Below are 20,875 nucleotides of genomic sequence, written 5' to 3'. Positions count from 1 at the left end.
TTAATAAAAAGAAAACGAATTATGAAAACTATTAAACACATATCGTTATGGGTGGTAGTCGCTACTTGTATGGTAGCCGTGTCGACCCGGGGAAACGCACAAGCCGTTTCGAGTACTTATTTTAATGTCGATTGGCAGTTTAACGCTCCTGTTGGGAACAGTTATGCCGATAAAGCCAGTGGATGGGGTATGAATTTTGAAGGTGGTTATTATGTAATGCCTAAAATGGCTATTGGAGCTTTTATTTCTTATCACACGAATAATAAATATATAGACAGGCAGACTTTGATGTTAAAGAGCAATTCGGCTCTTACGACCGACCAGCAACATTCGTTGTTTCAGCTACCCTTTGGTCTGTTGGCAAAATATCGCTTTACGACCGACGGAATTTTAGAACCTTATGCAACGGTGAAATTGGGCGCCAATTATAGTCGCATGTCTTCTTATTTGCAGGCTTGGGAGATTTATGATGATACATGGGGTTTTACCGTGTCTCCCGAAATCGGAGTGAGTATTTTCCCGAATCCGAGTGTCCGTTATGGTTTCCACGTAGCTTTGTATTATAATTATGCTACTAATAAGAGTAAAGTATTGACCTATGATATCGATGGTCGCAACAATATAGGGTTCCGTTTAGGGGTCTCTTTCTAAAAAGGTTAGTCTCGGTATAAAGGGGGAATAAATGTATATTCATACACTTTATTCCCCCTTTTTTGTTAAATAAAGAGAGGGGAGTTGTGCCGTAGTGCTTTATATATTATTTTTGTCTCGATTATCAATAATATTCATACATTATGTATCATCGTTTGAGAGTAGGATTATTAGTCGTTTTCTGTTTATCTATCGGAAATTTATTCGGGCTTTTTGCCCAACATTCGACAGATTACTATTCTTTGTCGATGGTCGGAAATGCCGGAAACGGGATTTTTGCACCGTATTATTTGTCTGCCAATAAGCATGGGTTGGTAACACACAGTAAAAGCGGATATTTGCGAGCCTCGGTTTTTAAAGGCTTGGAGATGAACAAACGGTTTTCCTATGAGTTTGGTATCGATTTGGTTGGATTGATGTCTTCTACATCTCCGGTATCCTATTATTCAGACGGAAACCTGAAAACGTATAATCCGGGCGTGTCGTCTTTCCTCATACAACAAGCCTATATAGGCATGAAATACCGCATGATTTTTATATCGGCAGGTTGTCGGGAGCTTACCGATGAAGTAGTAAATTTCGAGTTGAGTTCCGGCGGGTTGGTCTGGTCAGGCAATGCACGGCCTATACCCCAAGTTAGAGCCGGATTTATCGATTTTGTAGATATTCCGTTTACGAAAGGCTGGGTACAGATTAAGGGTGAACTCGCGTATGGAAAGTTTATGGACAACGATTTTTTAAGGGACCATTACAATTATTATAATCAGTATATTACGACCGATGCTTTATATCACCATAAATCCATTTCGTTTCGTTCCAATCCCGACAAACCCTTTGTCGTAACGATCGGAGCCGAACTGGCAGCACAGTTCGGAGGCACAAAACGGTATTATAAAGAGGGCGTTTTGATAGATTCTCTCACGATGAAAAGTCCGACCCGCTTGAAAGATTTTTTTAAAATCTTGTTTCCGTCGTCTGGTGATGGCCAAACCAATGAAGGAGATCAGGCCTACTATTATGGAAACCATGTGGGACAATGGAATTTATCGGCGGAATACAGGTTCAAAGACAATTCTTCTGTAAGAGGTTACTTCGAATGGTATTACGACGATGCATCGGGAATGGGGAAGTTCAATGGTTGGGACGGTCTATGGGGGCTTGAATATAAGAGCGGTAAGAAAAACTGGCTGTCGAATGTCGTTTTAGAATATTTGGATATGACCAATCAAAGTGGGCCTCTGAATTGGTGTCCGAGTGATTATAATGATCCTAAATTGGATATAGAAGCCACGGGAGCCGATGATTACTACAATAACTATTTCTATAACGGTTGGGCGCATTACGGCCTTTCCAATGGTACGGCAATGGCTAAATCCTTGTTGTACAATACAGATGGTTATATGAGATACAAGCATAATAGAATACGAGGAGTCCATTTAGGAGCGTCGGGTTATATTGCTCCCGAATGGAAATATAAAATATTAGCGTCGTATCGAACCTCTTGGGGAACGACTTTTCTTCCGTTAGCCGATACCCAACACGATATGTCGGGGCTGATAGAATGTGTTTATTCTCCGATAAAACTTTCGGGGTGGTCGTTTTCCGCTTCTTTGGCCGGAGATTGGGGCGAGTTGTATGGAGATAAATGGGGTGTTGCTATCGGTATCAGGAAAAGTGGAATTTTAACAATTGGAAAATGAAGAACAAGATAATGATTCGCCGTATTTTAATAGGACTGTTTTTGGGGATTGTTGTCACCTCTTGTACCCATAATGATGGGTATATAGGTCCTCTTTTCGGGAAATGGCAATTGATTGAGATGTGGGAGAATGGTACAATGACCCCACATGATAGCCTTTACTATAATTTTCAGAGTAGTGTCATAAAGTTACAATTGGTTCATCGGGGAGGAATAGAAAATACAACAGAAAATTATTTCGGGAGTTATGTTCGTGAAAATGACATACTGAAATTTAAAATAATGGAACCCTCTTGGTTTGAATTTAAACCTGATTTATCTGTTTTCAAGTTGGAAATGGACAAAGAATATACTTTTTACATTGAGAAACTTACCTCTTCCAAAATGATTTTGACCCGGGGTGAAGATGAACGCTTTGTTTTCCGAAAGTTCTGAATTTACAGATATCGGATTTCCCGATTTTCAGAATCCTCCGAGATTTGCTTGGGATATAATTTAATGAATCCCGACCGGGGATCGAATAAGTCTTCTAATTTTTTAGCGCTGTTTCCTGAGAATAAAATGCCGTTGAGGTCAGAAGTCAGTCTGGCCGAAAACCTTTTGGGGGCGTAAAGTATTGCGCCTGTCAGTTTATGTTTATAGAGCCAGATGAAACAAGTGTTAGGATTTACTCCGCGAGTTAAGTACCCTAAAATAGTTCCGACGGGAATTTCACTGCGTACCGACGAATCCAATTTAACGATTCGGTGTGTAAAGATTTCGGAAAATCGAATGTCTTTAAACCGTTCGATAGCGACTCTTTCTCCATTTTCTGTTAGGAGCCAAATACCTTCCCAACTGTCGATTGGAGCTGTATCGAAATAATGTTTGGCACTTTCTTCGGTATAATTTTCAAGAATGAAACTACGATAAGGAGGCTTACTTTCATAACGCCCTTCTTCATCTTTTATCGATGAGGAACAGAGCATACCGATGCATAGTAAAACTATGAGTTTGATTCTCATTAGAATTTATAGTTGAATCCGAAACTTAGTAATTCTTTCAGTTGGAAATGTCCGAAGTCTTTGTTCAGCGCGCGAGCGTCGTCATATCGCAGATGAACAAACAAACGAGTAGAGAAGAAACGGTTGAGGATAAAGTCGAATGTATTTTCCATATCCCCTTGTACATGATCATAGTTGGTGAAATAAAACAGTCTGCAACTCCAAACCATGTTATGATAGAACTCCCATTTGATGCGCCCTTCGAAGGAGGAACCGTATTGATTCATGCTTTTCCCCGATTTGATCCCGAAGCTGGCCGCATCCATGTCGTCGTTAACGATGAATTGCAAGTTGTAGGAAAGCGGAGAGAGCGATATTGATGTCTCGAAACGTTTTTTATCGTTTTTATATTGATAAGACATACCTAAACCCAAATTCAACTCGGCAGGAGATAGAAATGCAGCCACCTTGTTGTTGGAATTAGCGGCATAACTGGTGAAAAATTGTGTCTTGAAATTCATGGTAGCAGTGTAGTACCATTTGTTGTAGGCTTTAAGACCGAATTTCGAGTTTATCTGGAATAAATCTTCACTGATTTTTACAGAATGCAATGTGTCTTCCGGGGCACTGTTGATGTTCAATCTCCATTGTACTAAATTCTCGAATAAGATACGTTGCTCTTTGGGATCGTTATATTTGATAGAGAATTGTTGATCGCTTAGCAGATTGACGTTGCTCGTCCCTCCTTGATACCAATTCTCCGAAACATAGACTTGGGAAAATTGTATGGACGATTGGAAATTGATTATCCATCGTTTTAGTTTGATCTTTTCTTTTCCCACGTCATTTTTTATAATCAGCGGCTTTTCTTTGATAGAGAGAATATGTTTGGCCGGATCGTTTTCGATCACGTATTGTTTAGGCACTTCCGGTAGATTGTCTGTATTGTAATGTATAAGTTTCGGGTAATTGACGATTACATAGTTCTGTGCTAAATTTCGGGTCTTTTCGGCTTGAATCTCGTCTTGTAACCATTTATCGTCCACCGAAAGAGACTTTGGTTTGAATGGGCATTTTTCGGCCGAGGGTAAATGTTGAAAAGGAGTAGACATCTGTTTTTCGAACACGATAGGTAAGAAAAGTGGGTTGACAGGTATTTCGCCCGACCCTTGCATAGCTCTTATGCTGTCAGCATATTCGAGCATACGCAACATTTTGATAACCGGTAAAATCTGCTCGGTTGAGTCTGTTTCCAATAATGAAAGTAAATTCTTGTCGGCCTCTTGCTGGCGAGCGATCGAGTCGGTATCGGTAACCTGTATGGTTATAGAATCTGATGGCATGGCCATTGTTATACTGTCAGATACGATTTCGTTCGTTATACTATCGTTCTGTTCTATGACAGTCGTTGCGAATACTCCGGTTACAGAAAGAAGACCTATGAGAATAGCTGTAATTCGTGAGTTCATAAGAGTATATGTTTGTATATTTTAAGATAGTGCAACAAGTAGAGAGTAGAAATAGGTTTATTCGATTATGGCAAGGCGTAGCCTATTTTCGCATCTGTTTGCAAAGATAGTGCCAATGAGGGCAAAAGCAAGCTTGCTTGACTTTGCCGAATGCAGCCTATTTTCGCATCTGTTTGCAAAGATAATGATTATTTGATACAAATTGTTTACCGATAGTCTTTCTTTTGGGTAAAAATTGTAAAGTGTTTCTATCTGTTATGGGCTTTTCTCTTCATAGCAAATGAAAAGTGATAATTCTGTTGAATGTTGCGATAGATTGTGGATTATTTTTCCTAATTTTGCGACTTGTAAATGTAACACATAAACCATATTTTATCGTGGAGACTAAGTATATATTCGTTACGGGGGGGGTAACCTCGTCGTTGGGTAAAGGTATTATTTCGGCTTCGTTGGCTCGATTGCTTTTGGCAAGAGGTTATAGAGTAACTATCCAAAAGTTCGATCCTTACATCAATATAGATCCCGGAACATTGAACCCTTATGAACATGGAGAATGTTATGTGACGGTCGATGGACACGAAGCCGACCTTGACTTGGGTCACTACGAGCGATTCACCAATACTCCTACGACTCGCGCCAATAATATTACAACAGGGCGTATTTATCAAAATGTAATAGATAAAGAACGACGGGGCGATTATTTGGGAAAGACGGTGCAGATTATTCCGCATATTACAGATGAAATTAAACGTAACATTAAACTTTTAGGATCGAAGAACCAGTTCGATTTCGTAATCACGGAGATCGGGGGAACGGTCGGGGATATCGAATCTTTGCCCTATCTCGAAAGCGTACGTCAGTTGCGTTGGGAAATGGGGAAAAATTGTGTATGTATTCATTTGACCTATGTACCTTATATTGCTGCCGCTAAGGAATTGAAAACCAAACCGACCCAACATTCGGTAAAACAATTGCAGGAGGTAGGTATCCAACCCGATATATTGGTATTGCGTACCGAGTATGAGTTATCTCTTGCTTTACGTAAGAAGGTGGCATTGTTTTGCAATGTAGATCCTGCGGCAGTGATTCAGTCGATAGATGTTCCGTCTATATACGAAGTCCCTTTGAAAATGCATCAACAGCATTTAGATGAAATCGTATTGACAAAAACCGGTTTACCCATAAATGGAGAACCTCATTTGGAGCCGTGGTTGAATTTCTTGCATCGCATGAAAAATGCGACTAAGACCGTACGTATCGGATTGGTCGGCAAATATGTAGAACTTCCCGATGCCTATAAATCTATCAATGAATCGTTGTTTCAGGCAGCTACCTATAACGATCGCAAACTCGATTTGCAATATATTCATTCCGAGAAGTTAAATAGCGGAAATGTGGACGCTATGCTTTCTTCTTTAGATGGCGTGTTGATTGCTCCGGGATTTGGGCAGAGAGGTATCGAAGGAAAATTCATCGCTTTGAAATATGCTCGTGAACACGATATTCCGACATTTGGCGTATGTTTGGGCATGCAATGCATGGTGATCGAGTATGCCCGCGATGTGTTGGGGTATACCGATGCTAACTCTACCGAAATGGACGTGACGACCAAGCATAATGTGATAGACTTGATGGAGGAGCAGAAAAGCATAACCAATATGGGTGGGACGATGCGTTTAGGCGCCTATGACTGTATATTGGCCGAAGACTCTATTGCTGCTAAGGCTTATGGAACGACCCATATTCGCGAACGGCATCGCCATCGTTTCGAATTTAACAATGAGTATCGTAAAGCTTTTGAAGATGCCGGAATGCGTTGCGTGGGCGAGAATCCCGAAACTCATTTGGTCGAAGTTGTCGAGGTTCCGTCTTTGCGTTGGTATGTGGGAGTACAATATCACCCCGAGTACAATAGTACGGTTCTTAATCCGAATCCCCTTTTCGTTGACTTTATTAAAGCTGCGATTTCAAAAAAATAATTTAGTAATCTCAAAATTGAAGAATGGATAAAAACACGATTTTAGGTCTTGTATTGATGGTCGTAGTTGTGCTGCTTTTCTCTTGGTGGATGCAGCCTACACCCGAACAATTGGAGGCACAGCGTCGGTATAATGATTCGATTGCCGCTGTGGAAGCGGAACGTATGGCCGAGGCCGCTTTGGCAGAAACACCCGTTTCGACCGATACCGTTTCGGGAGAAGTTGCCGATTCATTAAAAAATGCAGGTTTGATAGCGCGTTTCGGCGAGTTCGCTCCTTGTGCCGAAGGTTCGGAAGAATTTACTACTTTGTCCAATAATAAGGTGACATTGAAGTTTTCTAATAAAGGAGGTCGTCTTTATGAGGCTGTTTTGAATGATTACATGGCCTATGATTCCACGAATGTGACTCTGTTTACCGGAGACGAAAACGACTATGGATTCATTATTCGTACGAATGCGCGCGTGATCGATACACGCGATTTATATTTTACTCCCGAAATCGATGGTAATGCTGTAAATATGACATTGCAGCTTGCCAATGGAAGCCAGATGGGCATTCGATATTCTTTGCCGGAAGACAGCTATATGTTGAAAATGGATATCTGGCAGAAAGATATGGATCGGGTAATTCCGTCGAGCGCTGTTTATTGGGATTTTATTTGGGACCAGAAAATGCGCCGTCAAGAACAAGGACGTATGTTTGAGGAGAGAAATAGTGCCTTGTATTATAAATTTGCAGGAGACGATGTAGAGCATTTGAGCGAGTCGGGTAACGATGAAGAGAAAGCGACTACGAGCCTTAAATGGATTGGGTTTAAAAACCAGTTCTTCTCTACTACTTTTATTGCCGATGGAAAATTTAACGACGGAATTTTTACCTCTCGGTCTTTGGAAGAAGATAGATATTTGAAACAGTTTCATGCCGAGAGTACGATAGATTATGATTCGAAAGAGCCGCAGGTTGCCGGATTCAATATTTTTCTCGGACCGAATTCTTATCCGTTATTGTCCTCTTATGACGACGATCTTTCGGGAGACCAGACACTCGATTTGGATAAGCTCGTTCCACTGGGATATAAGTTTTTCCGTTGGATAAATACGCTCATCGTTATACCGGTATTCACCTTCTTGGGTAAATTTTTCAGCAATTATGGCGTTATCATTTTGTTGTTGACGATATTTATAAAGCTCGTTTTATTCCCCTTCACGTATAAATCTTATAAGTCGCAGGCTCGTATGCGGGTTTTAGCCCCTCAAATTAAGGAGATTAATGATAAGTATCCGGGGCAGGATAAAGTGATGGAGCGTCAGCGTTTGACAATGGATCTGTACAGCAAGGCGGGAGTGAATCCTATGGGCGGGTGTTTGCCGTTACTTTTACAAATGCCTATTCTTATTGCGATGTTCACCTTCTTCCCGTCTTCTATCGAGCTTCGGGGTGAATCGTTCTTGTGGGCGAAAGATTTGTCGACCTATGATGCGATCGTAAGTTGGGATACTTATATACCGTTGATAACGCCCTATTTTGGTAATCACATCAGCCTTTTCTGTTTGTTGATGACTATTACCAACTTGATATACACCAAAATCAATATGCAGAATACCGCCGGACAACAACAGATGCCGGGTATGAAGTTCATGATGTATCTGATGCCCGTCATGTTCTTGGTATTCTTTAATAATTATTCGGCCGGGTTGAGTTATTATTATTTCTTGTCGTTGTTGATTACGATTATTCAAACCTATGTATTCCGTAAGTGTATCAATGAGGAGAAAGTTCTTGCCGAGTTGAAAGAGAATCAAAAGAAACCTCGCAAGAAGAGCGGTTTCATGGCTCGGTTGGAAGAAGCGCAACGCCAGCAGCAGGCTGCGTTGAGAGAACAACAGAAGCAACGAAACAAACAACAGCGTCGTCGATAAATAACGAAGGGGAGCATTGCTCCCCTTCGTTATTTATGATAGTTTCGGATTTTTCCCGTTTTATTTTATGGGAAAGAATACTGGAAACATACTACTTTTATATACGATCGGCAAGTGACAACTTCGTTCTCCATCGTTCTTTTTAGTAGTGGCGCAGGTAGTTTATGCGGCAATTAGTGTAGATGATTTTGTAGAAACTGTCTTAGTACTGAAGCATGATTGTGGGTGGCATCTTTTGAGGCATACAATAATGTTATTCGATCGTGGCTCTTTATTTTTTCGACGAAATCTTTTACAGAGGCGGAGTTTTCCAACTCTTTTGAATATAGCGATACGAATCCCTCCCAATGCTCTTGCGGATTCTCATGGAACCATCGGCGTAATGCGGGAGAAGGAGCAATGTTCTTCTCCCAGATATCATATTTCAGAGCCTCTTTTTTCGTGCCTCTGGGCCATAAGCGATCTATTAATATACGATAGCCGTCCGATACTTTTGGAGGATCGTATACCCGTTTTATATTGATTTGCATGGTTACCTATTTCCTTAATTCTTTTTCCATTTCAATAGCTCGTGGAAAGACTATATTGTTTTCGAGGTGAATGTGTTGGTGTAGGGCTTTTTCAAAAGATTTCAATCTGTCGAAAGCCAATCGGTAACTGTTGCAAGCATCTTTGGGGACTGTGTAGTTTTGGGTTAATCGGTTGATATGCTGGAATCGTTCTCCCTCAGCCTCGTGTTCCGACAACATTACCGAGATGGGAGCTTCGATCGAACCGCAATGGAAATCGGGTAAATGTTTGTGCTCTTCTCTGGCCTTAAACATTTCGTAGATATAAGGGAATAAAACCAGTTCTTCTTTGTCGAGATGGCTGTAAAGGCTTTCGAGCGAGTCGTGAAAGAGAGTACGTATTTTGTATAGTTCCGGGTGGCGATCTCCGTGGACATTACAAACTTTGTCCAAGAGATGTAATAATTCTGGCCCGTGCGAGCGAATGTTGCGGTGGTGGATTTTGAGAATATAGTCTATGAGTAAATCGATAGGCCAATTGGTAAAATCGATGTTTCCGTAAGCAGACGATGGAGTATTTTCGAGTTCTTTTTGGACTTGGTCGAGTTCTACATTTGCATTTTTACAGGCTTCGAGCAACGGTGTGGAACCGTGGCAACAGTAGTCGATACCGTATTTTTCAAATACATTCGCTGCTTCGTATTTGTCGGCGACAATTTGGCCGACAGTCAGGGTTTCGTAGGATTTCATATTCCGATATATTTTTATTTCCCGGAAATTCCCGGTATTGTCAATACAATTTATCGAAGAAAAAGTTTCGAGGTTTATGGTTATTTATTCTATACGTTCGGGTATAAGAAAAGAGATTATCCCAACGAGTGGGATAATCTCTTTTCTATATGGTAATCTATTTGCCGGTTAGTTATTTTCGGGGCGTAATTTTCGAACGGTCACACCGGCTTGCCACATCTCGCTTTCTCGCAACTCTTTCAACTCTTTGTTCAGTCCATCGCGATATCCCTCTTTACTGTTCGTGTCGATAGAGCGTTGAGCTTCGTTCCCTTTGGCTACCTCTTCATACAGTTCTTCGAATACGGGTTTGGTAGCATCACGAAACTTTTTCCACCAGTCGAGAGCTCCTCGCTGGGCTGTTGTCGAGCAGTTGGCATACATCCAGTCCATACCGTTTTCGGCGACAAGAGGCATCAGTGATTGGGTAAGCTCTTCGACCGTTTCGTTGAATGCTTCCGAAGGGCTGTGTCCGTGTGCGCGCAGTGTGTCGTATTGTGCGGCGAAAATACCTTGAATGGCTCCCATGAGAGTTCCCCGTTCTCCGGTAAGGTCGGAATAAACTTCGCGTTTGAAAGTAGTTTCAAAAAGGTATCCCGAACCGACTCCGATACCGAGAGCTATAACTTTCTCTTTGGCGTGCCCAGTCGCATCTTGGAAAATAGCATAGCTCGAATTGAGCCCCCGACCTTGCAAGAACATGCGCCGTAAACTGGTTCCCGAACCTTTGGGCGCAACCAGTACTACATCGACATCGGCAGGAGGAACGATACCCGTGCGCTCTTTGTAGGTGATGGCGAATCCATGAGAAAAATAAAGCGTTTTACCGGCGGTAAGATGTTTTTTCACTTTGGGCCATACCTCTATTTGAGCTGCGTCGGAAAGAAGGTATTCGATAATTGTTCCACGCTGGCAAGCCTCTTCGATTTCGAAAAGCGTTTCGCCGGGAACCCAGCCGTCGGCCACCGCTTTATCCCATGTCTTCGAGCCTTTTCTTTGCCCGACGATGACATTGAATCCGTTGTCCCGCAAGTTCATACTTTGTCCGGGACCTTGTACGCCGTATCCGATAACGGCGATGGTTTCGTCTTTGAGGATTTCCCTTGCCTTTTCCAATGGAAATTCTTCCCGGGTGACTACGTTTTCGTCAACACCGCCAAAATTCATGATTGCCATTTTCTTTTTTGTTTAGAGGTTAATTAAATTGGTTTTATCTGTTTTCAAATATGATTCTTCCTTTGCAGTACACGGTTTGGTCGTCCCGTATTTCTAAGGTAAAATAATCCGGAGCTTCTTCCTCTTTCAGCAGTTGCAGGGTAGAACCGTATCGAGCTTCGTTGGCATAGCTTATTTCGAACCGTCGGATACGTTGTTTGTCATACCGTTCGAAAGGGAAAAGGTCGAGTTCGTGCTCGATGTATTTCACACTGTTGACATGTCGGTTCAAATCTATATCGTTATAAGTCACAGGATAGATTACTGCATTTTCGTCATGTACATCGCGTACTCTCGATTGCTTTTCGATGGGACATGCTTTGTCCGATATGTTCTCGGCGATATATTCGAATTGACTTATATCTACCGATGTGCGACTATCCAAATCGATAACGACCCAAATCGTGCGGGCATATCCGCAGGGAGAGCCGTCCTCTCCCAGTATGGCGAAGTTTCTCGATGAAAAATGCTTGTTATACCCTTCGATCCATGTTTGTAAAGTATAATGCTCGTTGATGAGCGGATAACGGTACATTTCGACGGTGAGCCGGGAGAGTACCCATACTTGCCGGTTTTTGATGAGCGTACTATATCCCACGCCCCACGATTCGGCATGTAACGTAGCCACTTCGAGTATTCGTTTGGCGAGCAGGGTGAGCGGCAACTCCTGTTGACCGTTTCCTTCGGCCGGCTCTACGGTATAAGTTTTGGAGTAGACCGGTTCTGTTTGTCGTTTGGATTGTTCTTCTTTTTCTTTCATAGTTGGTTTTGTCGGTATTGTTGTTCTTGTAGGAATATGCTTACGTGCTCGACGGTCGATTTGGTTATGGCGACACGTCCCGACCGGACGAATTGCATGACATCGTATCGACTCAGTTCTTCGAACAGAGATTGAGTTTCGTCGGGGTGGCCCGATTTCTCGATGACGGTATATGTGCGGTTCACTTCCAAAATGCGGGCATTGTGTTTGCGAATCAAATCTTCGATGCTCCTGTCGTCCAATAGTTTGTCGGTAGGAACCTTGTAAAGTGCGACCTCTTGAAAAATGATTTCGTCGTCGGTATAAAAGAAGGCGCGTAATACGTCTATTCGTTTTTCTATCTGCTTGACCAGTTTTTCCATCGTTTCGCGGTCGCTGTATGTCGTGATGGTAAATTTGTGTACACCTTCGATAGCCGAGCCCGATACCGACAGGCTCTCGATATTGAGCTGTCGGCGTGTAAAGATAATCGAAATCTGATTCAGTAATCCTACTTGGTTTTCAGAATAAACGGTTACGGTATATAATGTCTGTTGAGTCATATCGGTCTTAATATTTTTCAGTGGCGTTGAGCATGATATGGGTTACACAGCTCCCGGCGGGAGTCATCGGGAATACCATGCAATCCGGGTCTATTTGTACATCGAGCAGGTAAGCTCCGCGGTGGTCGAGCATACGTCGTATGGCAGAGTCGAGTTCTTCGCGGGTGGCGACCCTTTCGCTGGCTATGCCGTAAGCTGCTGCCACGCCCGTAAAATCGGGATTCAGCATTGGGGTTTCGGAGTAGCGATGGTCGAAGAACAGGTCTTGCCATTGTTTTACCATACCCAAGAAATTATTATTGAGAATAATGATCTTCACATCGATACCATATTGCATGATTGTACCCAATTCTTCGATTGTCATTTGCAGTCCTCCGTCTCCGGTAAAAAAGCAGACCGTGCGGTCGGGATTGCCTATCTTGGCTCCGATAGCGGCGGGAAGGCCGAACCCCATAGTGCCCAATCCGCCGGAGGTAACGATACTGCGGGATCTTTTGAACCGGTAATATCGGGCCGATAGCATTTGGTTTTGTCCCACGTCGGTCACGAGAATACTGTCGTTGCCTGTGGCTTCGGATACCTTTCGGGCGACCTCTCCCATATTCATCAATGGTTTCCGGGGGTGTATCTCCGGTTCTATGACCTTTTCTCTTTCCACCATTTCACACACCGAGAAAGATTCTATCCATTCGGTGTGTTTGGCAGGAACGATTTTTTCGTTCAGCTTTTGCAATACGGCACGGGCATCACCCAGTACTGATACATCGCACTTCACGTTTTTGTTAAATTCCGACGGGTCGATGTCTATATGAATTACTTTGGCTTGTCGGGCATATTGTTTCAAGTCGCCCGTTACTCGGTCGTCGAACCGCATGCCGATGGCGATGAGCAGGTCGCATTCGTTGGTCTTGATGTTGGCGGCTATGCTGCCGTGCATGCCTAACATGCCTTTGTATAGGGGGTGGCCGGTCGGCATTGCCGATAATCCCAACAGAGTGCAACCTACTGGTATATCGGCTTTTTCGGCCAGTTCCGACAATTCCTTTTCAGCATGGGAGATAACTACCCCCTGACCGGCGAGTATGAACGGCTTGCGAGACTGGTTGATAAGCCGGGCGGCTTCCTCTATTTCGCCGGGTTGTATGTCGGGATAAGGGTTGTAGCTGCGAATGAATTGACAGGGTTTGTAGTCGAATTCGGTCATTCCCGTTTGGGCATCTTTGGCAATGTCGAGAACCACGGGACCTGGACGACCGTTCCCGGCGATGTAAAAAGCTCTTGCTACCGCCCAAGCTATTTCTTCGCTGTGACGTATCTGGTAACTCCATTTGGTCACCGGCTGGGTGATTCCTACGACATCGGTTTCCTGAAAAGCGTCCGAGCCCAATAGGGGAGAGGCGACCTGCCCGGTGATGACGATGAGCGGAGTGCTGTCCATCATGGCATCCGAGAGCCCCGTGATGATATTGGTGGCGGCGGGACCCGAGGTGACCATGACGACTCCGGTCTTCCCCGATACTCGTGCGTACCCTTGTGCGGCATGAGTCGCTCCTTGTTCGTGCCTCACGAGGATATGTTTCAATTTGTCTCGATAATCGTAGAGAACATCGAATACGGGCATGATGGCTCCTCCCGGATATCCGAATATATACTCTGTCTTTTCTGCGATGAGCGATTTGATGAGCGCTTCCGCTCCGCTTATTTTCTCTGTTGCCATAGTCGTTTTGTACAATTGGGACTCTGTTTCTTAGATAATTCGTACAGCACCTTTGTCGGCCGAGCTTACTAAGGCAGCATAGGCTTGCAAGGCTTTCGATATGTTTCGTGTTCTGTGTCGAGGGGTGAATGCCTCTTTTCCCCGGGTATTTTCTTCTGCTCTGCGACGTTCCATTTCTGTTTCTTCGATAAGCAGGTTGATGCTGCGGTTGGGAATGTCTATTTCGATGAGGTCGCCGTTCCGCACTAATCCTATGTTTCCGCCGGCGGCTGCTTCGGGCGAGATATGTCCGATGGAAAGTCCCGATGTCCCTCCCGAGAAACGCCCGTCTGTAATGAGGGCACAGGCTTTGCCGAGGTGTTTCGATTTGATATACGAGGTAGGGTAGAGCATCTCTTGCATGCCGGGGCCTCCTTTGGGGCCTTCGTAGATGATGACGACCACGTCTCCGCTCTCTACTTTCCCGCCGAGTATGCCTTCGCAAGCCTCTTCCTGCGATTCGAATACTTTGGCTCTTCCCTTGAAGCGGAAAATGTTTTCGTCCACTCCGGCCGTTTTGACGATACAGCCGTCTTGGGCGATATTACCGAAAAGTACGGCCAGTCCACCGTCTTTGACATAAGCGTGTTCGAAATCGCGGATACACCCTTTCGAACGGTCGGTATCGAGCTTGTCGTAATAGTTTTCCTGAGAGCCCATCACGAGGTTGAACCGGTTGCCCGGTGCGCTTTTCCAAAGCCTTTCCGCTTCGGGGGGACATGTTCCGTTTCGTATCGCATACTGTTCGATGGCTTCGGTTAAGGACAGTCGATCTACTCGATGGACAGATGCGTCTATCAGCCCCTCTTTTTCGAGTATGGCGAGAATCGAGAGAATACCTCCCGCACGGTTCACGTCTTGTATGTGGTAGTGCGAATTGGGTGCTACTTTGCAAAGCACCGGCGACTTGCGGGACAGGGTGTCTATGTCTTGTATCGTAAAGTCTACTCCGGCCTCTTGGGCTATGGCGAGCAGGTGCAATACCGTGTTGGTAGAGCCCCCCATGGCAATATCGAGAGTCATCGCATTGAGGAATGCCGCGCGAGTAGCGATGTTACGGGGCAATACGCTTTCATCGCCGTCTTGGTAATAAGCCCGGCAGTTCTCCACGATTTGTCGGGCAGCTTGTATGAATAACCGTTCCCTGTTGCGGTGGGTCGCTACGACAGTACCGTTTCCGGGGAGAGCCAGACCGATGGCTTCGTTGAGGCAGTTCATGGAGTTGGCGGTAAACATGCCCGAGCAGGAACCGCAAGTAGGGCATGCGGCATGTTCTACTCGGCGTACTTGTTCGTCGCTTATGGTTTCGTCGGCCGATTCGACCATGGCATCGATTAAATCGAGTCCTTTCCCATCGAGATGCCCCGCTTCCATAGGACCTCCTGATACGAAGATGGTAGGAATGTTGAGCCGCATGGACGCCATGAGCATGCCCGGCGTGATTTTATCGCAATTGCTGATACAAATCATCGCATCGGCCTTGTGTGCATTGACCATATATTCGACGCTGTCGGCGATGAGGTCGCGGGAGGGAAGGGAATAAAGCATGCCGTCATGTCCCATAGCTATGCCGTCGTCGATAGCGATCGTGTTGAATTCGGCGGCAAAGCATCCTGATTTCTCGATTTCTTTTTTTACCGTTTGCCCTATTTCATGCAGATGTACATGGCCGGGAACGAATTGGGTGAACGAATTGACGATTGCGATGATGGGGTTTCCCATCTCCGTTTCTTTCATGCCGTTGGCTCTCCATAGAGCTCTCGCTCCTGCCATTCTCCTTCCGCCAGTGCTCGTCGCACTCCGCAATTGATGTTTCATAATCTGTACTCATTAAAAGAAAAACCTTTCCGCAGTGTGGAAAGGTTTTTACAATTACTCTAATTTAACATTCTATGAGAAGTAACTACATACGCCTTTCCACCTTACCGACTCACGACAAGAAGTTCGCTAATGACCGATAGAGAAATGACGTGTAGTAACATAATTATCACATAAATATCGTTTATGATGTTGCAAATGTATAACTATTTTGTGATATAAACAAATAATTTGAAAGAAAATATATGTTTGCTATTTTAAATTGCTTGTATTTACGGGGTTTAATGTGATAAATGAAAATAAAAAACATCGTATAACTGTGTGATTGAAACCCGGTTAATTTTTGTCTTCTTGCTTCTGCCTAATGAATGGCTGGAATTGAAAAAAATAAAGTGTATATTTGCAAGGTTTTATCCATCGAGAAAGAATCAAGTTATCGGAGAAGCGTTGAAAATTCGTCGAGTTATAAAGGCAAGTTTAGGAGCGATCGTCGGTGTTGTTCTGGTTGCGTGTAGTCCTACCCGCCATGTCCCGGACGGTAGCTATCTGCTCGACCATGTAAAGATAGAGACCGATGATAAGTCGGTGAAACCTTCCGATTTGAAATCCTATTTGCGTCAAGAGCCTAATCACCGTATGTTCGGGTTGTTCCGCTTTACGCTCGGGCTATATAATTTGTCGGGAAACGATTCGACCAAATGGTATAACCGTTGGGTAAGGAATGCCGGTACACCCCCGATAATTTACGACCCGGTTTTGATAGAAAATTCTCGTATGCAAATGGAGAAGGCCATGAATAATAAGGGGTACATGGCTGCTCGGGTCGATGTCGATACGGTTTCGAAAGGTAAACGTATGGACGTGTTCTATCGAGTCTCGGCAAATACGCCGCATTACATAGACGATATAGACTATCGTATTTCAAACGATACGATTTCCCGGCTTGTTGAGCGGCAATATGTCTCTCATTCGCTTTTGAAGAAAGGATCGAATTTCGATAGAAATGTGTTGGACGAGGAAAGGCAACGTATTTCCGATATGTTGCGGCGTGATGGCTTTTATGCTTTTAATAAAGAACTGATTACCTATACGGCGGATACCGCCGACCGTTCGAAAGCAGTCGATCTCACTATGAACCTCGTTCCTGAGTCTGTTGCCAATGCTTCGGGGTATCGTCCGTACGAACGGTATTATATGAGGAAAATCTATTTTGTGTTGTCTTATGACCCGACGGCGACCGACCAAATTGATGTTGCCAATGCCGGTACATATAAGAATTATTATTTCGTGGAAGGCGATCGCCCTTATATTCGACGGGAAACATTGGTGGAGAATTGTTTCATTCGTCCGGGGTTGTTGTTCAGTAGTCGAGATGTGGACAATACCTATACGGCATTCGGGAGATTGCGTATTGTCAAATATGTCAATATTCGCTTCGAGCCGGCCGGTCGGAACGACGAAGGTGTAAATCAATTGGATTGTTATATCTTGCTCAGCAAGGATAAGCCGCAGTCTGTCTCGCTCGAATTGGAAGGTACTAATTCCGAGGGCGATTTAGGTTTTGCCGTGGGAGCTACTTATCAACATCGTAATATCTTCAAGGGTTCCGAAACTTTTTCGGCTAAGGTACGCGGTGCTTATGAAAGTTTGTCGGGCGATTTGAGCGGACTCATCAACGACCGATATACCGAGTTGGGAGGGGAGATAGGAGTTACTTATCCCAAATTTCTTTTCCCGTTTTTGCGTACCGATTTTCGGCGGCGTATGAAGGCCAGCACCGAATATAGTATAAATCTTAATTTCCAGCAACGTCCCGAGTATACGCGAGTCATTTGGGGAGCAGCTTGGAAATATAAGTGGACGACCAATCGGGGATTCTACCGTCACAACTACGACCTGTTGGATATAAATTATGTCTATTTGCCTCGTAAGACCGACGGATTTCTCGAAAACATAGCCCCCGATAATCCGCTTTTACGATACAGTTACGAGGATCACTTCATCATGCGTATGGGATATACCTTTTATTGCTCCAATCTCAATCCCTCCAATCCGGTGCAGCGTCGCACCAATGTCTATACGTTGAGGGCTGCGGGAGAAATAGCGGGCAACGTGCTCAATGCCTTTTCCAAACTTACCTCGAAGGAGCCCGATGGGGGGTACAAGATTTTTGGTATCCGATATTCCCAGTATGCTAAATTCGATTTCGATTATAGTTTTACCCATTTGATTGACGAGAGAAACTCTATCGCTTTTCATGTAGGCGGAGGAATAGGCATACCCTATGGGAATTCCGATATTTTACCTTTTGAGAAACGCTACTATTCGGGTGGAGCCAACAGTGTGCGGGGGTGGTCGGTAAGAACGCTCGGTCCCGGTAGTTATAACGGCAATAATTCTGTGTCCGAATTTATCAATCAGTGTGGAGATATACGCCTCGATATAAATCTTGAATATCGCACCAAACTATTTTGGAAAGTAGAGTTGGGAGCTTTTATCGATGCCGGTAATATTTGGACGATTCGTGATTACGAATCGCAGCCCGGCGGTCAGTTCCGACTGGATTCGTTTTATAAGGAAATCGCGTTGGCCTATGGATTGGGAATCCGTCTGGATTTCAGCTATTTCTTACTTCGCTTCGACATGGGAATGAAAGCCTATAATCCGGCGGCCGGACAAGACCATTGGGCAATCGCATCGCAGAACTTCAAACGAGATTCTGCGTTTCATTTCACGGTGGGGTATCCTTTCTGATACTTCTATTTTATATGAGGGCTACAAAAAATAGGATACATATATTTGGAATATCCCGAAATATCCCTAACTTTGCAGCACTTTTTCATAAAAGGTCGGTTGAGTAGCTCAGCTGGATAGAGCAACAGCCTTCTAAGCTGTGGGTCTTGGGTTCGAATCCCAACTCAATCACTCGAAAGGGAAGCAAATTTTTTGCTTCCCTTTCGTTTTTATACGACTTTATTAATTCTCTCCCTATCCCATCTACTAAAATTTCACACTCCTCCGCTGCCGTGTCCCGTGGCATTACGGGGTGTCGCAAAGCGATATAGGTGCACTTCTCTGCAATGAATAGAGGGTTATTTACCCTCCTCCCTGCTGTGTCCCGTAGTATTACGGGGTGTTTTTGCGTTGCAAAAACACAGGGGAGAAGGTTAGAATGTTTTGTCTTGTTGTATAAAAACCTCGTTGGACTGTAACGAAATAGGAAATGTGTCTCCCTCTTCTGCGCATGTATGTACGATAGGGTAGATGTACGAAGGGCGGAGAGGTTGGAAAATACCGGCAGTGGAGTTAAGTCTCGTCCACCTTTTGTTTATCATAAATGAGGTGGAGTGTACCACAGGACGAGGGAGAAATAAATATACAAAAGCTCCCCCTGCTTAGCAACAAGTCGAGACGGGCTTGAAATAGAAATAAGATTCTTTTTGGAGGCGAATTTTGTAGAGAGATTTAGGCTTAATTCACCGAAAAGGAAGAGCTTTATGGGTTTATGTAGGGTGCTTATTCAGCAATCGTTGCTGTCGAAACTTTCGACTTTCACCCGTTTGCGTGATTTGAATACCAGCATATCCGCTACGAAATAGTTGAACAATCCCGAAATAAGCAGGGCGGCAAGATTACAATAGATAACGTCCCAGCCGAATATCTTTTGGAAAATGAGTAGAAAAAACATTTTCATTAAGAAGCCGGCTCCCGATGAAAGATTGAACATGAGAAAACGAATACAGAAATCAGACGTCGAACGACGGCCGATTCTACTTTTCCATATCCAAAAATAAGAACATAGGAAATTGCTCAATACGGCAAATTCAAAACTGATGATAGGGGAAAGGACATATACCTCCCAGTAGCTGCTGAATATAAAAGTCGAGCATATCCACAGTATCAAGGTATCGACACCTGTGCCCAATAGCCGACTGACTACGAATTGTAGGTAAATACGCAGCTTTAACACCGTATCTTTATTATTTTTTAGGAGAATAGGGTTTCAATGGATCTTGTTTGGACAAAATGCGACGGTCGGTGATGAATTGAACCAACCATGCCACGAACAAGAAGCAGGCAATGAACAATCCGGCTACATCGAATATGCCCAATGTTTGCCCTTCGATGGTCCACTTTATTTCCGAGAGGGAAGTATACATGAACACCGTGTTGATGAGAATAACGATCAATCGGAATTCTGTTGGCCCGAGGCTGCCGTAAGTGAGCAGGAACTTACCGCTTAGGATTGTCGAGATATACGTATAAATTGAAAGAACCAAATAGCCCACTAATACCAGCATCGCTACATCGAGCCTGAACATGGGCGAAAGACCGGCTCCGATACACATGATACAGATGGTGACGGCATCGAGCGTATGGTCGATAAAAAATCCATAAACGGGTCTTTGTGCATTCCTTACTCTGGCAAGAGTGCCGTCGAGGCTGTCGCCATACCAGTTAATTACCAACCCGAGAGAAGAAATCCACAGGTAGTTTTTATCTATATGAGCCAATACGAATCCCACTGCGCATACGAGAGCTCCTACTACGCCGGTATATGTGAGGAAGTCCGAAGTAACCCATGCCGGTTGTCGTTGAGCCAGCCAAACCAAAACTTTTTTCTCTGCTGCATTGAGCACGGAAGTCTGTATTCTTTCAGATGTTTCTTTTCCCATTTCCTAATTTTTGTACAAAAGTACAGATTATTTAGCAAACCGAGTAAAAAAAGTGTATTAAATTATTCATGTTTTTGAAAGATTCGGGTATTCTGCGGAGAGCAAGG

General features: G+C 44.0%; 17 protein-coding genes and 1 tRNA gene. 7 read left to right on the top strand and 11 right to left on the bottom strand.

Features of this window, described 5'->3' with window-relative positions:
- Positions 1-21: 21 nt before the first annotated feature.
- From NBH06_RS06225 to NBH06_RS06215, 3 genes are all read left to right on the top strand, one after another.
- Positions 22-651 (top strand): outer membrane beta-barrel protein, encoded by a 630-nt coding sequence (locus NBH06_RS06225; RefSeq protein ID WP_008861483.1) that lies wholly within the window; start codon positions 22-24, stop codon positions 649-651.
- 143 nt (positions 652-794) lie between these two features.
- The gene (locus NBH06_RS06220; RefSeq protein ID WP_250793347.1) at positions 795-2,351 is read left to right on the top strand and encodes a capsule assembly Wzi family protein; all 1,557 of its coding nucleotides are present in this window, start codon (positions 795-797) and stop codon (positions 2,349-2,351) included.
- On the top strand, positions 2,348-2,785 hold the full coding sequence (locus tag NBH06_RS06215; RefSeq protein ID WP_250793346.1) for a lipocalin-like domain-containing protein: 438 nt from the start codon (positions 2,348-2,350) through the stop codon (positions 2,783-2,785). Before NBH06_RS06220 ends, NBH06_RS06215 begins: the two co-directional genes overlap by 4 nt.
- 2 nt (positions 2,786-2,787) lie before the next feature.
- Here the strand turns inward: NBH06_RS06215 and NBH06_RS06210 are convergent, their stop codons facing one another.
- Entirely contained in the window at positions 2,788-3,354 is a 567-nt protein-coding gene (locus NBH06_RS06210; protein ID WP_046414798.1) for a hypothetical protein, read from the bottom strand.
- On the bottom strand, positions 3,354-4,802 hold the full coding sequence (locus NBH06_RS06205; protein WP_250793345.1) for a DUF3078 domain-containing protein: 1,449 nt from the start codon (positions 4,800-4,802) through the stop codon (positions 3,354-3,356). Before NBH06_RS06205 ends, NBH06_RS06210 begins: the two co-directional genes overlap by 1 nt.
- Before the next feature lie 374 nt (positions 4,803-5,176).
- On the opposite strand from NBH06_RS06205, the gene pyrG reads away from it, so the two are divergent.
- Together pyrG and yidC are read left to right on the top strand one after the other, a co-directional pair.
- Entirely contained in the window at positions 5,177-6,781 is a 1,605-nt protein-coding gene (gene pyrG, locus NBH06_RS06200; protein WP_040296059.1) for a CTP synthase, read from the top strand.
- 23 nt (positions 6,782-6,804) lie between these two features.
- The gene (yidC, locus tag NBH06_RS06195) at positions 6,805-8,703 is read left to right on the top strand and encodes a membrane protein insertase YidC (RefSeq protein WP_250793344.1); all 1,899 of its coding nucleotides are present in this window, start codon (positions 6,805-6,807) and stop codon (positions 8,701-8,703) included.
- A gap of 173 nt (positions 8,704-8,876) precedes the next feature.
- On the opposite strand, the gene NBH06_RS06190 is transcribed toward yidC, so the two are convergent.
- From NBH06_RS06190 to ilvD, 7 genes are all read right to left on the bottom strand, one after another.
- Positions 8,877-9,233 carry a DUF488 domain-containing protein gene (locus tag NBH06_RS06190; protein ID WP_250793343.1) on the bottom strand — a complete coding sequence of 119 codons (357 nt, stop codon included), beginning with the start codon at positions 9,231-9,233 and terminating at the stop codon, positions 8,877-8,879.
- Positions 9,234-9,239: 6 nt separating this feature from the next.
- Positions 9,240-9,962: an iron-sulfur cluster repair di-iron protein gene (gene ric, locus NBH06_RS06185; protein WP_250793342.1), complete on the bottom strand. Its 723-nt coding sequence runs from the start codon at positions 9,960-9,962 to the stop codon at positions 9,240-9,242.
- Between the two features lie 168 nt (positions 9,963-10,130).
- Complete coding sequence (ilvC, locus tag NBH06_RS06180) at positions 10,131-11,177, bottom strand: ketol-acid reductoisomerase (RefSeq protein ID WP_046414794.1); 1,047 nt, start codon at positions 11,175-11,177, stop codon at positions 10,131-10,133.
- A 34-nt stretch (positions 11,178-11,211) separates the two neighbouring features.
- The gene (locus NBH06_RS06175; RefSeq protein ID WP_021891275.1) at positions 11,212-11,976 is read right to left on the bottom strand and encodes an acyl-[acyl-carrier-protein] thioesterase; all 765 of its coding nucleotides are present in this window, start codon (positions 11,974-11,976) and stop codon (positions 11,212-11,214) included.
- Entirely contained in the window at positions 11,973-12,518 is a 546-nt protein-coding gene (gene ilvN, locus NBH06_RS06170; RefSeq protein ID WP_008861492.1) for an acetolactate synthase small subunit, read from the bottom strand. The genes NBH06_RS06175 and ilvN overlap by 4 nt, the downstream gene beginning before the upstream one ends.
- A 7-nt stretch (positions 12,519-12,525) precedes the next feature.
- Positions 12,526-14,235, bottom strand: coding sequence for a biosynthetic-type acetolactate synthase large subunit (gene ilvB, locus NBH06_RS06165; RefSeq protein WP_250793341.1), 1,710 nt, complete (start codon positions 14,233-14,235; stop codon positions 12,526-12,528).
- A 30-nt stretch (positions 14,236-14,265) separates the two neighbouring features.
- Positions 14,266-16,092 carry a dihydroxy-acid dehydratase gene (gene ilvD / locus NBH06_RS06160; protein WP_250793340.1) on the bottom strand — a complete coding sequence of 609 codons (1,827 nt, stop codon included), beginning with the start codon at positions 16,090-16,092 and terminating at the stop codon, positions 14,266-14,268.
- Between the two features lie 321 nt (positions 16,093-16,413).
- Here ilvD and tamL point away from each other — a divergent pair, with 321 nt between their 5' ends.
- Both tamL and NBH06_RS06150 read left to right on the top strand, forming a co-directional pair.
- Positions 16,414-18,846 (top strand): translocation and assembly module lipoprotein TamL, encoded by a 2,433-nt coding sequence (tamL, locus tag NBH06_RS06155; protein ID WP_250793339.1) that lies wholly within the window; start codon positions 16,414-16,416, stop codon positions 18,844-18,846.
- Positions 18,847-18,943: 97 nt separating this feature from the next.
- Positions 18,944-19,017 (top strand) — tRNA-Arg (locus NBH06_RS06150).
- A 595-nt stretch (positions 19,018-19,612) separates the two neighbouring features.
- Here NBH06_RS06150 and NBH06_RS06145 read toward each other — a convergent pair.
- Both NBH06_RS06145 and NBH06_RS06140 read right to left on the bottom strand, forming a co-directional pair.
- Positions 19,613-20,062: a GtrA family protein gene (locus NBH06_RS06145; RefSeq protein ID WP_008861496.1), complete on the bottom strand. Its 450-nt coding sequence runs from the start codon at positions 20,060-20,062 to the stop codon at positions 19,613-19,615.
- Positions 20,063-20,072: 10 nt separating this feature from the next.
- Positions 20,073-20,768: a CDP-alcohol phosphatidyltransferase family protein gene (locus NBH06_RS06140; protein ID WP_195491053.1), complete on the bottom strand. Its 696-nt coding sequence runs from the start codon at positions 20,766-20,768 to the stop codon at positions 20,073-20,075.
- Between the last annotated feature and the right edge of the window lie 107 nt (positions 20,769-20,875).

This window comes from Barnesiella sp. B2-R-119, from assembly GCF_023656675.1.
Lineage (GTDB): Bacteria > Bacteroidota > Bacteroidia > Bacteroidales > Barnesiellaceae > Barnesiella > Barnesiella intestinihominis.
Note: the sequence above shows the minus strand (reverse complement) of the source record. Positions and strands in the feature narration are given on the sequence as shown.

Bases quoted from the DNA above. Each gene is read 5' to 3' on its own strand.
- NBH06_RS06225 (WP_008861483.1), top strand. From the start codon at position 22: ATGAAAACTATTAAACACATATCGTTATGGGTGGTAGTCGCTACTTGT.
- NBH06_RS06205 (WP_250793345.1), bottom strand. From the start codon at position 4,802: ATGAACTCACGAATTACAGCTATTCTCATAGGTCTTCTTTCTGTAACC.
- ilvC (WP_046414794.1), bottom strand. From the start codon at position 11,177: ATGGCAATCATGAATTTTGGCGGTGTTGACGAAAACGTAGTCACCCGG.
- NBH06_RS06175 (WP_021891275.1), bottom strand. From the start codon at position 11,976: ATGAAAGAAAAAGAAGAACAATCCAAACGACAAACAGAACCGGTCTAC.
- NBH06_RS06210 (WP_046414798.1), bottom strand. From the start codon at position 3,354: ATGAGAATCAAACTCATAGTTTTACTATGCATCGGTATGCTCTGTTCC.
- NBH06_RS06220 (WP_250793347.1), top strand. From the start codon at position 795: ATGTATCATCGTTTGAGAGTAGGATTATTAGTCGTTTTCTGTTTATCT.
- ilvN (WP_008861492.1), bottom strand. From the start codon at position 12,518: ATGACTCAACAGACATTATATACCGTAACCGTTTATTCTGAAAACCAA.
- ric (WP_250793342.1), bottom strand. From the start codon at position 9,962: ATGAAATCCTACGAAACCCTGACTGTCGGCCAAATTGTCGCCGACAAA.
- NBH06_RS06140 (WP_195491053.1), bottom strand. From the start codon at position 20,768: ATGGGAAAAGAAACATCTGAAAGAATACAGACTTCCGTGCTCAATGCA.
- NBH06_RS06215 (WP_250793346.1), top strand. From the start codon at position 2,348: ATGAAGAACAAGATAATGATTCGCCGTATTTTAATAGGACTGTTTTTG.
- yidC (WP_250793344.1), top strand. From the start codon at position 6,805: ATGGATAAAAACACGATTTTAGGTCTTGTATTGATGGTCGTAGTTGTG.
- NBH06_RS06190 (WP_250793343.1), bottom strand. From the start codon at position 9,233: ATGCAAATCAATATAAAACGGGTATACGATCCTCCAAAAGTATCGGAC.
- ilvD (WP_250793340.1), bottom strand. From the start codon at position 16,092: ATGAAACATCAATTGCGGAGTGCGACGAGCACTGGCGGAAGGAGAATG.
- ilvB (WP_250793341.1), bottom strand. From the start codon at position 14,235: ATGGCAACAGAGAAAATAAGCGGAGCGGAAGCGCTCATCAAATCGCTC.